At 72.8% G+C, this 15,640-nt stretch carries 13 protein-coding genes; 5 read left to right on the top strand and 8 right to left on the bottom strand.

Annotated elements, in window-relative coordinates; translation table 11 throughout:
* Nucleotides 1–91 precede the first annotated feature (91 nt).
* Genes HND91_RS08520 through HND91_RS08505 form a run of 4 tightly spaced genes read right to left on the bottom strand, consistent with a single transcriptional unit; the run spans nt 92 to nt 5,354 of the window.
* Nucleotides 92–991, bottom strand: coding sequence for a hydroxymethylglutaryl-CoA lyase (locus tag HND91_RS08520; RefSeq protein WP_181706140.1), 900 nt, complete (start codon nt 989–991; stop codon nt 92–94).
* Nucleotides 988–2,973, bottom strand: coding sequence for an ATP-binding protein (locus tag HND91_RS08515; RefSeq protein WP_181706139.1), 1,986 nt, complete (start codon nt 2,971–2,973; stop codon nt 988–990). The genes HND91_RS08520 and HND91_RS08515 overlap by 4 nt, the downstream gene beginning before the upstream one ends.
* Nucleotides 2,974–2,976: 3 nt before the next feature.
* On the bottom strand, nt 2,977–3,750 hold the full coding sequence (locus HND91_RS08510; protein ID WP_181706138.1) for an enoyl-CoA hydratase-related protein: 774 nt from the start codon (nt 3,748–3,750) through the stop codon (nt 2,977–2,979).
* The gene (locus tag HND91_RS08505) at nt 3,747–5,354 is read right to left on the bottom strand and encodes a carboxyl transferase domain-containing protein (RefSeq protein WP_181706137.1); all 1,608 of its coding nucleotides are present in this window, start codon (nt 5,352–5,354) and stop codon (nt 3,747–3,749) included. Before HND91_RS08505 ends, HND91_RS08510 begins: the two co-directional genes overlap by 4 nt.
* 312 nt (nt 5,355–5,666) lie before the next feature.
* Between HND91_RS08505 and HND91_RS08500 the strand changes: the two genes are divergently transcribed.
* On the top strand, nt 5,667–6,383 hold the full coding sequence (locus tag HND91_RS08500; RefSeq protein ID WP_181706136.1) for a phosphatase PAP2 family protein: 717 nt from the start codon (nt 5,667–5,669) through the stop codon (nt 6,381–6,383).
* Between the two features lie 79 nt (nt 6,384–6,462).
* Here the strand turns inward: HND91_RS08500 and HND91_RS08495 are convergent, their stop codons facing one another.
* From HND91_RS08495 to HND91_RS08485, 3 genes are all read right to left on the bottom strand, one after another.
* A complete protein-coding gene (locus tag HND91_RS08495; protein ID WP_181706135.1) occupies nt 6,463–8,532 on the bottom strand; it encodes an elongation factor G in 2,070 nt (689 codons plus the stop codon).
* Nucleotides 8,533–8,790: 258 nt separating this feature from the next.
* On the bottom strand, nt 8,791–9,570 hold the full coding sequence (locus HND91_RS08490; RefSeq protein WP_181706134.1) for an SDR family NAD(P)-dependent oxidoreductase: 780 nt from the start codon (nt 9,568–9,570) through the stop codon (nt 8,791–8,793).
* Nucleotides 9,571–9,929: 359 nt separating this feature from the next.
* Nucleotides 9,930–10,520 (bottom strand): TetR-type transcription factor C-terminal domain-containing protein, encoded by a 591-nt coding sequence (locus HND91_RS08485; RefSeq protein ID WP_181706133.1) that lies wholly within the window; start codon nt 10,518–10,520, stop codon nt 9,930–9,932.
* A gap of 185 nt (nt 10,521–10,705) precedes the next feature.
* Between HND91_RS08485 and HND91_RS08480 the strand changes: the two genes are divergently transcribed.
* The 4 genes from HND91_RS08480 to HND91_RS08465 all read left to right on the top strand — a co-directional run bounded on the left by HND91_RS08480 (nt 10,706) and on the right by HND91_RS08465 (nt 15,057).
* Nucleotides 10,706–11,713 (top strand): LLM class flavin-dependent oxidoreductase, encoded by a 1,008-nt coding sequence (locus HND91_RS08480; protein ID WP_181706132.1) that lies wholly within the window; start codon nt 10,706–10,708, stop codon nt 11,711–11,713.
* 146 nt (nt 11,714–11,859) lie between these two features.
* Nucleotides 11,860–12,561 carry a sulfite oxidase-like oxidoreductase gene (locus tag HND91_RS08475; RefSeq protein ID WP_181706131.1) on the top strand — a complete coding sequence of 234 codons (702 nt, stop codon included), beginning with the start codon at nt 11,860–11,862 and terminating at the stop codon, nt 12,559–12,561.
* 191 nt (nt 12,562–12,752) lie between these two features.
* Nucleotides 12,753–14,627, top strand: a complete 1,875-nt coding sequence (recQ, locus tag HND91_RS08470; protein WP_181706130.1) for a DNA helicase RecQ — start codon at nt 12,753–12,755, stop codon at nt 14,625–14,627.
* A 109-nt stretch (nt 14,628–14,736) separates the two neighbouring features.
* The gene (locus HND91_RS08465) at nt 14,737–15,057 is read left to right on the top strand and encodes a hypothetical protein (protein WP_181706129.1); all 321 of its coding nucleotides are present in this window, start codon (nt 14,737–14,739) and stop codon (nt 15,055–15,057) included.
* A gap of 42 nt (nt 15,058–15,099) precedes the next feature.
* Here HND91_RS08465 and HND91_RS08460 read toward each other — a convergent pair whose 3' ends face one another.
* Nucleotides 15,100–15,477, bottom strand: a complete 378-nt coding sequence (locus HND91_RS08460; RefSeq protein WP_181706128.1) for a hypothetical protein — start codon at nt 15,475–15,477, stop codon at nt 15,100–15,102.
* Nucleotides 15,478–15,640 lie beyond the last annotated feature (163 nt).

Genomic DNA, 15,640 nt, shown 5'->3' with positions numbered 1-15,640 from the left:
CCCAAAACGACCCCTTCCGGCCGGCTCCGCCGTCCACTTTCCCCTGAGGGGAAGGATAGTGGCGCTCCTTCGTTGGATGAGGCATTTCGGCCTATCGGCTTGTCCGCGCCCGCGCCGTCTTCGATCCGGTCGGACGGCCGAGGACCTGGCTGATCCGCTCGCCGGCGCGGATGACCGCGTCGAGGTCGACGCCGGTGTCCAGCCCCAGGCCCTCCAGCATGTAGACGAGATCCTCCGTCGCCAGATTGCCGCTCGCCCCTATGGCATAGGGGCAGCCGCCGAGGCCGGCGACGGCGCTGTCGATCACCCGGACGCCGAGGTCCAGGCAGGCGAGGACGTTGGCGAGGGCCTGGCCGTAGGTGTCGTGGAAGTGGACGGCCACCCGCTCCACGCCGATCGCGCCGATCACCGCGGCGGTCATGGCCTTGGCCCCGTCCGGCGTGCCGACCCCGATGGTGTCGCCGAGCGAGACCTCGCGGACGCCGAGCGCCACCAGCCGCTCCGCCACGTCCACCACGGCGGAGACCGGCACGGCGCCCTCGTACGGGCAGCCGAGCGCGCAGGAGACGTAGCCGCGAACCGGCACCCCCGCCGCCCGGGCGGCGTCGGCCACCGGCTGAAACCGGGCGAGCACGTCGGCGATGGAGCCGTTGGTGTTCGTGCGCGAGAAGGTTTCGGACGCGGCGGCGAACACCGCGACCTCGTCGGCGCCCGCCGCGAGGGCAGCCTGAAGGCCCACCTCGTTGGGCACCAGGACCGAGCGGACGAGCCCCGCCCGAGCGGGCACGCGGGCCAGCACCGCGTCCGTGCCGGCCATCTGCGGCACCCATTTCGGCGACACGAAGCTGCCCACCTCGATGCGGCGGAGGCCGGCGGCGGCGAGGTCCTCCACGAGGCGCACCCGGTCGTCCACCGGGACGGGCGTCGGCTCGTTCTGCAGCCCGTCGCGCGGGCCGACCTCCACGACGGTGACGGCGGAAGCGCGGCTCATGCGGCCTCGTCCAGCACGACGAGTTCCGTGCCCTCGGCCACCACGTCGCCGACCGCCACGTCGATGCGGGCGACGACTCCGGCGTGCGGCGCGCGGACCACGTGCTCCATTTTCATGGCCTCCACGACGACGAGGGCAGCGCCCTTCTCCACGCGCTCGCCCGCCGAGACCGACACGGCGATGACCGCGCCCGGCATGGGGGCGACGAGCCGATGGTCCGCCTCCGCGCCCGCATGGGCACCGGCGTGCGGATCCGCGACCCGGAAGGCGATCTGCCGGTCGCCGAGCGTCAGGTGGACCGCATCGTCCTGGACGATCGCCCGCGCCGAGACGCGGAGGTCGCCGAGGCGGGCGTCCAGCCGCTCGCCTTCCAGGCGCGCATGGGCGGCCCGCGGTTCGGCGCCGTCCACCGAGACCGTGCGGCGGCCGCCGTCGGTCTCGACTCGGACGGCGAGCGAGACGTCGCCGGCCGCGAGCGTCACGGTCTCGACGGCCGGCAGGTTGGGCGTGAAGGGGCCGGCGGTCGCGAACGGCGACCACGGGTCGGCGGCGGCGGCCGGCTGGCGGGCCGCCGCGTGGGCGAGGAGGGCGAGCGCCGCGAGCGCGGCCTCGTCCGCCGAGGGCGGCGGTTCGGGGGCGAGGAGGCCGTCCGCCTCGCGCTCGATGAAGCCGGTGTCGTGGCGGGCGTCCGCGAAGGCCGGGTGGCGCAGGATGCGGGCGAGGAGCGCCCGATTGGTGGGCAGCCCGGCGACGACCGTCCGGTCGAGCGCCCGGGCCAACGCCGCGAGGGCGTCGGCGCGGGTCGGACCGTGGGCGATCAGCTTGGCGATCATCGGGTCGTAGTGGTGCGAGACCGCGTCGCCGGCCGCGACGCCCGTGTCCACCCGCACGCCCTCCGGGAAGGAGAGGAGGTCCAGGCGGCCGGTCTGGGGCAGGAAGCCCCTCGCCGGGTCCTCCGCATAGAGGCGGGCCTCCACGGCGTGGCCTCGGATCGTCAGGTCGTCCTGGCCGAGCGGCAGCGGTTCGCCGCGCGCCACCCGGATCTGCCACTCGACCAGATCCTGGCCGGTGATCGCCTCCGTCACCGGATGCTCCACCTGCAGGCGGGTGTTCATCTCCATGAACCAGAAGCCGTCGCCCTCGGCGATGAACTCCACCGTGCCGGCGCCCACGTAGCCGACCGCCTTGGCGGCGGCGACGGCGGCCGCCCCCATGGCGGCCCGGCGGTCGGCGGAAAGGCCCGGGGCGGGCGCCTCCTCGATCACCTTCTGGTGCCGGCGCTGGACCGAGCAGTCGCGTTCGAACAGGTGGATCGCATCGCCGTGCCGGTCGGCGAACACCTGGACCTCGATGTGCCGGGGGCGGGTGAGATAGCGCTCCACCAGCACCCGGTCGTCGCCGAAGGCGCCGGCGGCCTCGCGGCGGGCGGAGGCGAGGGCGGCGGGAAAGTCCGCCGGGGCGGTCACCACCTTCATGCCCTTGCCGCCGCCGCCCGCGCTCGCCTTGATCAGCACCGGATAGCCGACGGCGTCGGCGGCCTCGGCGAGCCGGCGGTCGTCCTGGTCCTCGCCGTGGTAGCCGGGCACCAGCGGCACGCCGGCCGTCTCCATCAAGGCCTTGGCGGCGCTTTTGGAGCCCATCGCCCGGATGGCGGCGGCGGGCGGCCCGACGAAGACGAGGCCCGCAGCGTCCACGGCCTCGGCGAAGTCGGCGTTTTCCGACAGGAAGCCGTAGCCGGGGTGGATGGCGTCGGCGCCGGTGCAACGCGCCGCGTCCAGGATGGCGGCCGCGTCGAGATAGCTTTCCCGCGCCGGCGCGGGGCCGATGCGGACGGCGAGGTCGGCGCTGCGCACATGGAGCGCGGTCGCGTCCGCGTCGGAGAAGACCGCCACGGTGCGGATGCCCATGCGCCGGGCGGTCGCCATCACGCGGACGGCGATCTCGCCCCGGTTGGCGACGAGGAGGGTGCGGATCGGCCGCATGGGTCAGAGGCTCCAGTCCGGAGGGCGCTTGGCGAAGAAGGCGGCGAGGCCCTCGCGGGCGTCAAGGCTCATGCGCCGCTCGGCGATGCGCCGGGCGGTGTCGGCGATAAGGTCGTCGCCGGGCAGGGGGGCGACCGTCCGGAAGAGGTCCTTGGCGGCGGCGAGGGCGGCGGGGCTGGCCTTGAGGAAATCGGCCACGACCGCGTCCACCCGGGCGTCGAGCTCTTCGGCGGGCACGGCCCCGTGCACGAGGCCGAGGACGGCGGCCGTTTCGGCGTCGAATCGCTCGGCCGTCAGGGCGAGGCGGCGGGTCTGGCGCAGGCCCATGGCGCGGACGAGGTAGGGCGAGATCACCGCCGGAACGAGGCCGAGCCGCACTTCCGTGACGGCGAACACCGCCGCCTCCGAGGCGATCGCCACGTCGGCGGCGGCGACGAGGCCGGTCGCCCCGGCCATGGAGGCGCCCTGCACCCGCGCCACCACGGGCTTCGGCGACCGGTCCACGGCCGCGAGGAGGGCGGCGAGCGCCGCCGCGTCGGCGAGGTTCTCGTCGAAGCCGGCCTCGCCCATGCGGCGCATCCAGGCGAGGTCGGCCCCGGCGGAGAAGGCCTTGCCCACGCTCCGGAGCACGATCACCCTGACGGCGGGATCGGCCACGAGCGCGTCGAGCCCGCCGTGGAGGGCCCGCACCGTGGGACCGTCGAAGGCGTTGGCGACCTCCGGCCGGTCGATGACCAGATGGCCGACGGGGCCGTGGGTGTCGGTTCGGACGGTCACATGCGGAACACGCCGAAGCGCGTCTCCCTCGGCGGGGCGTTGAGGGCGGCGGAGAGCGACAGGGCGACGACGAGGCGGGTGTCCGCCGGATCGATGACGCCGTCGTCCCAGAGCCGGGCGGTGGAATGATAGGCGTGGCCCTCGGCCTCGAACTTCGCCCGGATGGGGGCCTTCAGGGCCTCCTCCTCCTCGGCCGAGAAGACGCCGCCGCGCGCCTCCACCTGCTCGCGCTTCACCTGGGCGAGCACGTTGGCGGCCTGGTCGCCGCCCATGACCGAGATGCGGGCGTTCGGCCACAGGAACAGGAAGTCCGGATCGTAGGCCCGGCCGCACATGCCGTAGTTGCCGGCCCCGAAGGAGTTGCCCACGATGACGGTGATCTTCGGCACGGCCGCGCAGGCGACCGCCGTCACCAGCTTGGCGCCGTCCTTGGCGATGCCGCCCGCCTCGTACTTCCGCCCGACCATGAAGCCGGTGATGTTCTGCAGGAAAAGGAGCGGGATGCCGCGCTGGGCGCAGAGCTCCACGAAATGGGCGCCCTTGAGGGCGCTCTCGGAGAACAGGATCCCGTCGTTCGCCACGATGCCGACCGGATAGCCCCAGATGTGGGCGAAGCCGCACACGAGGGTCTGGCCGTAGAGCGGCTTGAAGGCGTCGAACTCCGAGCCGTCCACGATGCGGGCGATGATCTGGCGGATGTCGATCGGCTTCTTCGGATCCACCGGGACGAGGCCGTAGAGGTCGTCCGGGTCGAGCCGGGGCGGGCGCGGCGCGCGCACCTCGGGCCCATGCGGCTTCACCCGGTTGAGGCCGCCGATCACCCGGCGGGCGAGGCCGAGCGCGTGGGCGTCGTCCTCGGCGAGGAGGTCGGCGACGCCCGACGTGCGGGTGTGGAGGTCGGCGCCGCCGAGATCCTCCGCCGTCACCACCTCGCCGGTCGCGGCCTTCACGAGCGGAGGGCCGCCGAGGAAGATGGTCGCCTGCTCGCGCACCATGATGGACTGGTCGGCCATGGCGGGCACGTAGGCGCCGCCGGCGGTGCACGAGCCCATCACCACCGCCACCTGGGGGATGCCGCGGGCCGACAGGTTGGCCTGGTTGAAGAAGATGCGGCCGAAATGGTCCCGGTCCGGAAAGACCTCGTCCTGGTTCGGCAGGTTGGCGCCGCCGCTGTCGACCAGGTAGACGCAGGGGAGTTCCGCCTTGGCGGCGATCTCCTGGGCGCGGAGATGCTTCTTCACCGTCATCGGATAGTAGGTGCCGCCCTTCACGGTGGCGTCGTTGGCCACCACCATGCACTCGCGCCCGGCGATCCGGCCGACGCCGGTGACGAGGCCGGCGGCCGGCACCTGGTCGTCGTAGAGGCCGTTGGCGGCGAGCTGGCTGAGCTCCAGGAAGGGCGTGCCCCGGTCGAGGAGGAGGCGCACCCGCTCGCGCGGCGGCAGCTTGCCGCGCGCCGCGTGCCGCGCCTGGGCCGCCGCGCCGCCGCCCTCCGCCGCCCGGGCGACGCGGACCTTCAGGTCCGCCACCCGCTCGGCCATGGCGTCCCGGTTCGCCCGGACCGCATCGCTCTTCCGTTCGACCGTGTCCTCGATCACCGCCATCGCGCACCTCCGATTTAACGAACGTACGTTTGTTTAAAGGGTGGGTCAAGGTGGGCGGGAGCGTGGCGGCGGGGGACCCCCACTCCCCCTCCCCCGAGAGGGGAGAGGGAGTGGCGTGGCGGCGGGGGACCCCCACCCCGGCCCTTCCCCGCGAGGGGGGAGGGGGAGTGGCGGCGGGTGGGGGAAAGGATGACAGCGTCTTTCCCGGGGAAGAATATCCGGCGGTCGGTGCGATCGGCCGGAACCTCATCGTGGGGTTGACCGTCGTCCGGCGGGACGCCAAATCCGGCGGACGAAGGAGACGGAACCCACATGTCCGAACACGCCGTTCGCCGCCGGCTCGGCTGGCTGCCCTTCCGCAGACTGCCCGAGTTCAAGCTCCTTCTGGCCCTCATCGTCCTCTCCGGCGGTCTCTACGCCTTCTTCGCGCTCGCCGAGGAGGTGGCCGAGGGGGAGACGCGCAGCTTCGACGAGGCCATCATGCTGGCGCTGCGGGTGCCGGGCGATCCGTCGCAGCCGATCGGCCCGTGGTGGATGGAGGTGATGTTCGCCGACATCACGAGCCTTGGCAGCACCACGGCCCTCGCGATCATGACGCTCGCCGTGGTGGGCTACCTCCTGATCTCCCGGCACACGGCCTCGGCGATCCTGGTGCTCGCGTCCGTGGCGGGCGGGCAGGTGCTGAGCAGCCTCCTGAAGAACATGTTCCAGCGGCCGCGGCCCGACCTCGTCGACCACATCGTCCAGGTCCACTCGCTCAGCTTTCCGAGCGGCCACGCCATGCTGTCCGCCGCCACCTACCTGACTCTCGGGGCGCTTCTCGCCCGCACGGAGACGGTGCTGGCGCTTCGCGGCTACATCCTCTCCGTCGCGGTGGCGCTGACGCTCCTCATCGGCGTCAGCCGGGTCTATCTCGGCGTCCACTATCCGACCGACGTGGCCGCCGGCTGGTGCGCCGGGGCGCTCTGGGCGATGGCCTGCTGGCTGATCGCCTCGCGCCTGCGCCGCACCGAGACGGCCGACGTCTGAACGGGGCATGCCCGGCGGAAGGGAGGCCGCGGCGGTCCTCGCCGCGGCCCCGGTCGTCGGGCGCATGACGCCGAGCGGCTCAGGCCGCCCGCGACGCCGTGGCGGCCCGCCGGCTGACGATGTCGTCGGCGACGCGGCCGTCCAGTTCCTGCAGGTGGTCGAAGCGGCGGCTGAAGCCGGCGACCCCTTGAGTGGCGGAGCGAAGCTCCACGATCAGGTCGCCGGTCTCCGAGGCCGGCATCAACGCCTCCACCACGTCCCATCCGGGCCAGCTCTCGCGGGAATCGAAGCCGAGGATCTGGCCGCGCCGGGCCGACACGATGGCGTTGACGCGGGCGGTGGCGTCGGACGGGCAGTGGATCTCCACCCGCTCGATCGGCTCCAGGAGCACCGGCCGGCAGGCCGCGAGGCCTTCCCGCATGGCGATGCGGGCGGCGGCCTGGAAGGCCTGGTCGGAGGAGTCGACCGTGTGGTAGGAGCCGTCGGTCAGCACCACCGCCACGTCCACCACCGGAAAGCCCAGCGGCCCGCGCTTCAGGCTGTCCATGACGCCGGTCTCCACGCCCGGGATATATTGGCGCGGCACGGCGCCCCCGGTGATCCGCTCGGAGAAGCGGTTGCCGGTTCCGCGCGGCAGCGGCGCGATCTCCAGCACCACGTCGCCGAACTGGCCGTGGCCGCCGGACTGCTTCTTGTGCCGACCGGCCTGGGTGACGCGGCCGCGGATCGTCTCCCGGTAGGCGACGCTCGGCGGCTGCGCCGTCACGGCGAGGCCGTAGCGGTTCTGCAGCCGCTCCAGCGTCACCCTGAGGTGCATCTCGCCCTGGCCGCGCAGGATGGTCTCGCCCATCTCGGCGTCGGTCTCCACCTGGAGGCCCGGATCCTCCTCGGCCGCCTTGGCGAGGGCGGCGGAGAGCTTCACCTCGTCCCGCCGCTCCGCGGCCCGGACGGCGAGCGCCATCACGGGCTCCGGCCGGGGCAGCGGCGCGGCGGCGATGGGCGTCCTGCCGGCAGAGAGCACGTCGCCCATGCGGGCATGGTCGAGCTTGCCGAGGGCGACCGTGTCGCCCGCGCGGGCGGCCTCCCGCTTGGCGGCGTCCCGGCCGGTCAGGCGGAACACGCCGGACACCCGGTCCGACGCGCCGTCCGGCCCGATCAGAACCGTGCCGTCCTGCACGGTGCCGGCGAGCACCCGGACGAGCGACAGCTTGCCGCCGTGGCCGCCGTGGAGCGTCTTGATCACGCGCACCACCGGCTCCGCGCCGGGCGAAAGGCCGGTGCGGGCCGAAAGGGCGTCGAGGCCGGGCGCCTCGTGGCGGAGCGCCTTCAGGAGGCGCAGGATGCCGTTGCCCTTCTCGGCGGAGCCGAGGAAGACCGGGCAGATCAGGCCGTCGCGCATCTCGCGCGCGAGGTCCTCGAACACCTGGTCGCGCGGCGGCTCCATGTCGGCGATCAGGCTCTCCATCAGGACGTCGTCATGGTCGGCGAGCCGCTCCAGCATGGTGAAGCGGGCCTCCACCTCGGCGGCGCGCGCGTCCGGGTCGAGCGGGATCACCTCGCTGCGGGCATGCTCGCGCCACACGAACGCCCGCTCCAGCGCGAGGTCGATGAAGCCCGTGGGCCGGCCGTCCTTCAGGAGCGGGATCTGGCGGAGCACCAGGGGCACGGGGGAGGCCTGCTGGAGGAGGCCCAGGAGGTCGTGCACGCCCACGTCGGCGCGGTCGACCTTGTTGAGGAAGAGCACATGCGGCACGTGCGCGTCGGTGAGGCGCTTCAGGATCAGCTGGACCGACGGGATGCGGCGCGGATCCGCCTCGCAGACCACCACGGCGCAGTCCACCGCCGGCAGCACCGGCTCCATCTCGGCCTGGAACTCCGCCGAGCCCGGACAGTCGAGGAACACGTAGTCGTCGCCCATGAAGCGGGTCTCGGCGACGTTGATCTCCACGCTCATGGCGTGGGCCCGGGCCTCCGGCGAGGCGTCGCCCACCGTGGTGCCGGCGGCGACGCCGCCCTGGCGGGTCACCGCGCCGGTGCGGGCCAGGATGGCTTCCAGAAGGGTGGTCTTGCCGCTGCCGAACGGCCCCACCAACGCGATCGAACGGGCCCCGGCGCGGGGCCTCGGACCTCTGCCGCTGTCGTCTCCCATGGCGTTTCTCCCGTACGCATTTTGTTCTCTGCGTCTCGTCCGGACGGACGGCGGGATGGTCGCCCGCCGGGCGGGGTGCCGGACGATGGTCGCGCTCGAGGCCGGGAAGCGCAAGGGAAAAGCGGGGCAAGCCGGAAAACCGGATCGGCCCGGCGGACCGGTCGCGGGGCGCCGAAAAGGCGTGGGTCGTCCGCTTCGCGGACCATGACGGCGCGTCCCGGGACGACGGCGCTTACGGGGCCGCCGTCCCTTGCGCGCTCACCGGACCCCGATGCCCGCCGTCAGGCCGCCGTCGATCACGTGGTCGGAGCCGGTGATGAAGCCTGCGCGGTCGGAGGCGAGGTAGGCGACGAGGTCGGCGATCTCCTCCGGTTCGCCGATGCGGCCGATCGGGTGGGCGGCGCCGAAGCGGGCGAAGACGGCGTCCACGTCCGCGTCGTCGCCGTCGAAGGTGCGGGCTGCGAGCGCCAGGATGGGCGTGCGCACCGAGCCGGGGCTGACCGACACCACGCGGATCCGGTCGGCCGCGAAGTCGAGCGCCATGGCGCGGGTCAGCGCGTGGATGGCGCCCTTGGAGGCCACGTAGGCGGCGACGCCGGCCTGGCAGGCGTGGCCCTGGACGCTGGAAAGGTTCACGATCGCGCCGCCGCCACGGGTGCGCATGTGCGGCACGCCGAAATGGGCGGTGAGGTGGATCGAGCCCACGTTCACGGCGAGGCAGCGGGCGAAGGTTTCGGGCGACGTGGTCACCGCGTCGCCATAGGGGTGAACCGCCGCGGCGTTGACGATGACGTCCAGGCCGCCGAACGTGCCCACGGCCTCCACGACCGCCGCCTCCACGTCGTCCGGCACGGCGACGTCGGCGCGCCGGACGACGAGGCCGGTCGGAGCGCCGTCCGCCGCGAGGGCGGCGTTGCCGGCCTGGTCGATGCCGGCCGCCAGCACCTTCGCGCCGAGCCCGGCGAGCCGCAGCGCCACGGCGCGGCCGATGCCGGTGGTGCCGGTGACGAGGGCCACCTTGCCGGTGAAGTCGATCATGCTGGGTCTCCTGAAACCGGACGTCCGCCCGTCGGCTCGGGTCCTGCCGTGGCGCGTCGGCCGATCCTAGAGCGCTTTCCGACCTGACGGAATCGTCAGGTCGACAAGAAACCGCTCCAGATTCAACAAGCTGGAGCACTCTCCCGGCGATCAGGTCGTGCAACTTGATCGGAGAATGCTCTTGAGCGCTTTCCGACCTGACGGAATCGTCAGGTCGACAAGAAACCGCTCCAGATTCAACAAGCTGGAGCATTCTCCCGGCGATCAGGTCGTGCAACTGATAGACGAATGCTCTAGCCGAGCCCGGCGGCCGGGTCAGCCGGGGCATGGGACGCGGGGGCACGATCCTCGGCCGCGGATCAGCCGGTCACGCCCTTCAGCACCAGGTCCGTGTAGAGGCGGGCGATCTCCTCCTGGCCGAGGCGGCCGTCGGGCCGGTACCAGTCGCAGACGCCGGTCAGCATGGCGATCACCGCATAGGCCGCCACCCGCACGTCCGCCACCTTGAACGCGCCGCTCGCGACGCCGTCCGCCAGGATCGCCACCACCGTCGCCTCGTACCGGCCCCGGAGCGCCACGATCGCCTCGCGGTTGCCCGGCTCCAGGCTGCGGAGCTCGCTGTTGGCGATGTAGACCAGCATGCGCCGGGTCATGTGGTAGCGAAGGTGGAAGGCCGAGAAGGCGGTCAGCCGGTCCACCGGGTCGGTCCGGCCCTCGAGGGCCGCGCCGAGCTCGGCCAGAAGCTCCTCCATGTGGGTGCGGACGATCTCGAACAGCAGCGCCTGCTTGTTCTCGAAATGATTGTAGAGCGAGCCCGGCTGCAGGCCGACCTCCGTCGCCAGCTGGCGCAGGCTCATGGCCTCGAAGCCGTGGCGATGGATCAGCCGCACACCCGCGTCCCGGATGTGGGCCGCCGTCCGCTCCCCGTTGGACCCGCTCGTCCGCGCCACGTCCGCCGCTCCCGTTGCCCCGCGTCCGTATCCGGACGAACGGCCGTTTGTTTCACCAGTCGGGGGCCGAGCGCAAGCCCGGTCGGCTCCGGACGGCGAAGGGTCACAAGCGCGTGTTGGGGCTTGCGTCGGCGGCCGGAAGGGACGACCTCTCGGAACCGATTGTTCACGACCGGAGCCCCGTCATGGCCGTCCTCTCCGTTCTCGATCTCGCGCCCGTGCCGGAGGGCGCGACGCCGGGCGTCGCCCTCGCCAACAGCCTGGATCTCGCCCGCCACGCGGAAGCCTGGGGCTACCGCCGGTTCTGGCTCGCCGAGCACCACGGCATGGTGGGGATCGCCAGCGCCGCCACGTCGGTGGTGATCGGCCACGTGGCGGCCGGCACGTCCACCATCCGGGTGGGCGCCGGCGGCATCATGCTGCCGAACCACTCCCCGCTCGTCATCGCCGAGCAGTTCGGGACCCTCGCCGAACTCTTTCCTGGCCGGATCGACCTCGGCCTCGGCCGCGCGCCCGGCACGGACCAGCGCACCGTGCGGGCGCTTCGGCGCGACCCGTCCGCCGCCGACACCTTCCCGCAGGACGTGCTGGAGCTGAAGGCCCTCCTCGCCGACCCGGAGCCGGACCAGGCGCTGATCGCCGTGCCGGGCGCCGGCACCCGCGTGCCGCTCTGGATCCTGGGGTCGAGCCTCTTCGGCGCGCAGCTCGCGGCGCTTCTCGGCCTGCCCTACGCGTTCGCGTCGCACTTCGCCCCGGAGGCGCTGCTGCAGGCGCTCGCCGTCTACCGGGCCCGCTTCCAGCCGTCCGACCAGGCCGACCGGCCCTACGCCATGGCGGGCGTGAACGTGGTGGCGGCGGAGACCGACGAGGAGGCGCGCCGGCTGTTCACCTCCGTGCAGCAGAGCTTCGCCAATCTCGTGCGCGGCACGAGGGGCCGCCTGCAGCCGCCCATCGACGACATCGAGGCCTACTGGACGCCGCGCGAGAAGGCCCACGCCGAAGGCATGCTCCGCTACAGCGTCGTCGGCTCGCGCGAGACGGTCCGGCGCGGCCTGCAGGCCTTCCTGGACGAGACCGGCGTGGACGAGGTGATGGTCGCCTCCGCGATCCACGATCACGGCGCGCGGGTCGCCTCCTACGGCATCCTCGCCGAGGTGGCGGCGGATCTCCGTCCGGCCCGGTCCGCCGCCTGAGCGCCGGTCTCCGGTCTGCGCGGCATGGTCCGCCCGCGCCGGCCGGCGCCTCGCGATCCTCGGGAGCCGCTTGACCGCCGGCCGCGCGCGGGCCGATGCTGAGGCTCGGCCGTTTCCTCTCGCCCCCGCATACGAGGGATGCCTTCATGTCCGCTCCGGATGACCCCGATCGCGGCTTGCCGCCCGACAGCAAGCTCACCACCACCAAGCGCCAGTGGGCGGAGACCCGGAAGTTCATCACCGGCCGCCCCGCCCGGCCTGGCGCGGACCGGCTGCCGCCCGGCCAGCACCTCGTCCGCGACTGGCCCGTGCTCGACCTCGGCCTGCAGCCTGACATTCCGCTCCATCGCTGGATGCTGGACGTGGACGGCGCCGTGGAGAGCCGCGCCCACTGGACCTTCGACGGCTTCACCGCGCTCCCCCAGTCCACCGTGACGACGGACATCCACTGCGTCACCACCTGGTCGCGCTACGACAACCGGTTCGAGGGCGTGCTCACCGCCGACCTCCTGGAGGCGGTGCGGCCGACCGCGGAGGCGCGGCACGTGATCCTGCACGCCTACGACGGCTACACCACCAACGTGACGCTCCAGGACTTCGCCGCCCCGGACGCCCTCCTCGCCCACAGCTTCGACGGCCAGCCGCTGACGAAGGCGCACGGCGGACCGGTGCGGCTGGTGATCCCGCACCTCTACTTCTGGAAGAGCGCCAAGTGGATCAGCCGCATCGAATTCGTCGGCGACGACCACCCGGGCTTCTGGGAGGTGCGCGGCTACCACAACCGCGGCGACCCGTGGGCCGAGCAGCGCTACAGCGACGACGGCGGCGAGGACGACCCGGGGATCTGACGGGGAAGACGGCTCGGCCCCGCTGCATGCTTCCATCGGCCGTCATGGACGGGCAGGGGGACCACCCGCGCCTTGGCGGCGGTCGCCGCGCCCTCGCGGTCGGCGCGCCACCCCGCCCGCGCTTCCGCTTGCATCGATCCCCCGTCCCGCCCTACCAATCGCCCGCTTCCCCGGAACCCGAAGGCTTCCCGATGACCGCTGTCGACGCCGCCCGCCCGCCTGCCGCCGCCGTGGACCGGGGCGGCGCGCGGGACCCGAGAGCGGTGCTGAAGGAGGTGTTCGGCTTCTCGTCTTTCCGGCCCCAGCAGGAGGACGTGGTCGACCATGTGACGGCCGGCGGCGACGCGCTCGTGCTCTTCCCGACCGGCAAGGGCAAGTCGCTCTGCTTCCAGATCCCGGCCATCGCCCGCACCGGCGTCGGCATCGTGGTGTCGCCGCTCGTGGCGCTCATGCACGACCAGGTGGCGGCGCTTCGGCAGGCGGGCGTCAAGGCCGCCGCGCTCCACTCCGCCCTCGACCCGGAGGAGGCACGGGCGGTGCGCGACGAGGCGCGCGCCGGCCGGCTGGATCTCCTCTACGTGACGCCGGAGCGGCTTCTCAATCCCAACTTCCTCGATTTCCTGGACGGGGGGCCGATCGCCCTCTTCGCCATCGACGAGGCCCACTGCGTGAGCCAGTGGGGCCACGACTTCCGCCCGGAATACGCCGGCCTCGGCCTCCTCGCCGACCGGTTCCCGGGAGTGCCGCGCATCGCCCTCACGGCCACCGCCGACCCGCGCACCCAGGAGGACATCGTCCGCTCGCTGCGGCTGGAAGGCGCGCGCATCTTCCTGTCGTCCTTCGACCGGCCGAACATCCGCTACACCATCGCGGAGCGGGACGAGCCGCGCCGTCAGCTCTTCGACTTCCTCGCCCGCCACCGGGGCGCGAGCGGCATCGTCTACCGCCTGTCCCGGAAGTCCGTGGAGGAGACCGCCGACTGGCTGAACGGCAAGGGGATCCGGGCACTGCCCTACCACGCGGGCCTCGACCGGACCGTACGGGCGGCCAACCAGGACGCCTTCCTGAAGGAGGAGGGGCTCTGCCTCGTGGCGACCGTCGCCTTCGGCATGGGCATCGACAAGCCGGACGTGCGCTACGTCGCCCATCTGGACCTGCCGTCGAGCATCGAGGCCTACTACCAGGAGACCGGCCGCGCCGGCCGAGACGGCCTGCCGTCCGACGCCTTCATGGTGTTCGGCATGGGCGACGTGGTCACCCGCCGCCGCATGATCGACGAGGGGAACGCCCCGGACGCGGTGAAGCGGATCGAGCGCGGCAAGCTCGACGCCCTGATCGCCGTTTGCGAGACCTGCGACTGCCGCCGGCAGGCCATCCTGCGCCATTTCGGCGAGACCTATCCGGCCCCGTGCATGAACTGCGACACCTGCCTGCAGCCGGTCGCCCAGTGGGACGGCACCGAGGCGGCCCAGAAGCTCCTGTCCGCCATCGTGCGCACCGGCCAGCGGTTCGGCGCGGGCCACGTGATCGACGTGCTCAGGGGCAAGCGGACCGACAAGGTGACGCAGCTGCGCCATGACGAGATCAGGACGTTCGGGGTCGGGGCGGACCTCGACGCCAAGGCCTGGCAGTCGGTGCTGCGGCAGCTCGTGTCGTCCGGCGTCGTCGGCGTCGATCACGACGCCTTCGGGGCGCTCGTCCTGTTGGAGCCCGCCCGCGCCATCCTGAAGGGGGAGGCCGCCGTCACGTTGAGGAAAGCCGCCGCGCCGGGGCCGCGCCGCAGGGCCGGCAAGGGCGCGCCGGCGCGACCGGAGGCGGTGGCGACGCCGGACCAGGACCTGTTCGACCGGCTGCGCGCCTGCCGGACGGCGCTCGCCCGCGAGCAGCAGGTGCCGTCCTACATCGTGTTCGGCGACGCGGCCCTCTGGGCCATGGTGGCCGCCAAGCCCCGCGACCTCGACGAGATGGCGGCGGTGAGCGGTGTCGGCGCCGAGAAGCTGCGCCGCTATGGCGAGACCTTCCTGGAGGTGGTCGGCCGCTGGCGGCTTGAGACCGGCGAGGACTGAGCGCCCGCCGGCGAAACCTCCGTCCCTCCCGGTCGTTGTCCCTTGCGAAGACGCGCGCCGCGCCGGCCGGGTGACCGGCCTCCGGCGCGCCAGCACGAGGACCTTCGACATGGCCGGACGCCAGACTCTCAGCCCCGACGAACAGAGCATCTACGCCAACGAGACCGAGCTCGACGCGTCCGACATCGCGCTCGTGGAGGAGATCGCCGAGGACAGCGGCCGCGACCCGGAGGACCGGGAGGAGGGCAGCCTGACCGACGACGACGCGCTCTACATGGACGTGAGCGCCCACCCGGCGAGCGAAACGACCGCCATCAGCGAAACCTCCGGCTACGAGGAGACCGAGGACGGCCTCAGCGACCTGGAGGAGACCATCCGCCAGCAGGCGGAGGACCGCGCCCTCGGCGACGACGAGGATTTCATCGCCTGACGGGCGAGCCACCCGGCCGGGCGCAACGAGGGCCGGCGGCCGTCACTCCGCCACGGCGGAACGCTCCGCGTCCGGGCGGTGCGGACGTCCCGCCGGCCGGCCGTTCGCGGCCCATTCGGCGAGCGCGTCGTCCCAAGAGGGGAATGCCGGCGCCGTGTAGCCAAACGTCGTCCCTGTGCCGAGGTCGGCGAAGGCCCGCATGGCCTGCCGGTGGGCGCCCGACGACAGATAAGCCAGCATGTGCTCTCGGGAGCGCCAGACGGTAAGCGTGTGGTGAACGCCGCCGATCCGGCGCGCCTCGGCGAACAGGATGCCGTCGGCCGACCGCGCCTGGGCCATCGAGCGGACCGCATGCCACACGAACCGCGGCATGGCGAAGGCGGAGCGCACTCGCATGCCGGTAATAGACACGTAGAGCATATCCTTCTCCCCGGGCCTCATTGAAACCACAGCCTGCCTGGCTGGTCGGTAGCCCTCGCACGGGTCCGCCGGAAGGTTGACAGCGTCAACCATCCATGATCTGGTTGACGCTGTCAACTCGCTCGTGAAGCCTCGCCGTGCTTCAGATGCGACAATCCGGAGA

Source organism: Chthonobacter rhizosphaerae (assembly GCF_013839525.1).
GTDB classification, from domain to species: Bacteria; Pseudomonadota; Alphaproteobacteria; order Rhizobiales; family Pleomorphomonadaceae; genus Chthonobacter; species Chthonobacter rhizosphaerae.
The sequence above is the reverse complement of the archived record's forward strand: the minus strand, read 5'-3'. Positions and strand labels throughout refer to the sequence as shown.

What these genes read in the sequence shown, in the direction of transcription:
- HND91_RS08490 (WP_181706134.1), bottom strand. Translation starts at nt 9,570, where the DNA reads ATGATCGACTTCACCGGCAAGGTGGCCCTCGTCACCGGCACCACCGGC.
- HND91_RS08505 (WP_181706137.1), bottom strand. Translation starts at nt 5,354, where the DNA reads ATGGCGGTGATCGAGGACACGGTCGAACGGAAGAGCGATGCGGTCCGG.
- HND91_RS08460 (WP_181706128.1), bottom strand. Translation starts at nt 15,477, where the DNA reads ATGCTCTACGTGTCTATTACCGGCATGCGAGTGCGCTCCGCCTTCGCC.
- HND91_RS08495 (WP_181706135.1), bottom strand. Translation starts at nt 8,532, where the DNA reads ATGGGAGACGACAGCGGCAGAGGTCCGAGGCCCCGCGCCGGGGCCCGT.
- HND91_RS08465 (WP_181706129.1), top strand. Translation starts at nt 14,737, where the DNA reads ATGGCCGGACGCCAGACTCTCAGCCCCGACGAACAGAGCATCTACGCC.
- HND91_RS08520 (WP_181706140.1), bottom strand. Translation starts at nt 991, where the DNA reads ATGAGCCGCGCTTCCGCCGTCACCGTCGTGGAGGTCGGCCCGCGCGAC.
- HND91_RS08515 (WP_181706139.1), bottom strand. Translation starts at nt 2,973, where the DNA reads ATGCGGCCGATCCGCACCCTCCTCGTCGCCAACCGGGGCGAGATCGCC.
- recQ (WP_181706130.1), top strand. Translation starts at nt 12,753, where the DNA reads ATGACCGCTGTCGACGCCGCCCGCCCGCCTGCCGCCGCCGTGGACCGG.
- HND91_RS08500 (WP_181706136.1), top strand. Translation starts at nt 5,667, where the DNA reads ATGTCCGAACACGCCGTTCGCCGCCGGCTCGGCTGGCTGCCCTTCCGC.
- HND91_RS08480 (WP_181706132.1), top strand. Translation starts at nt 10,706, where the DNA reads ATGGCCGTCCTCTCCGTTCTCGATCTCGCGCCCGTGCCGGAGGGCGCG.
- HND91_RS08475 (WP_181706131.1), top strand. Translation starts at nt 11,860, where the DNA reads ATGTCCGCTCCGGATGACCCCGATCGCGGCTTGCCGCCCGACAGCAAG.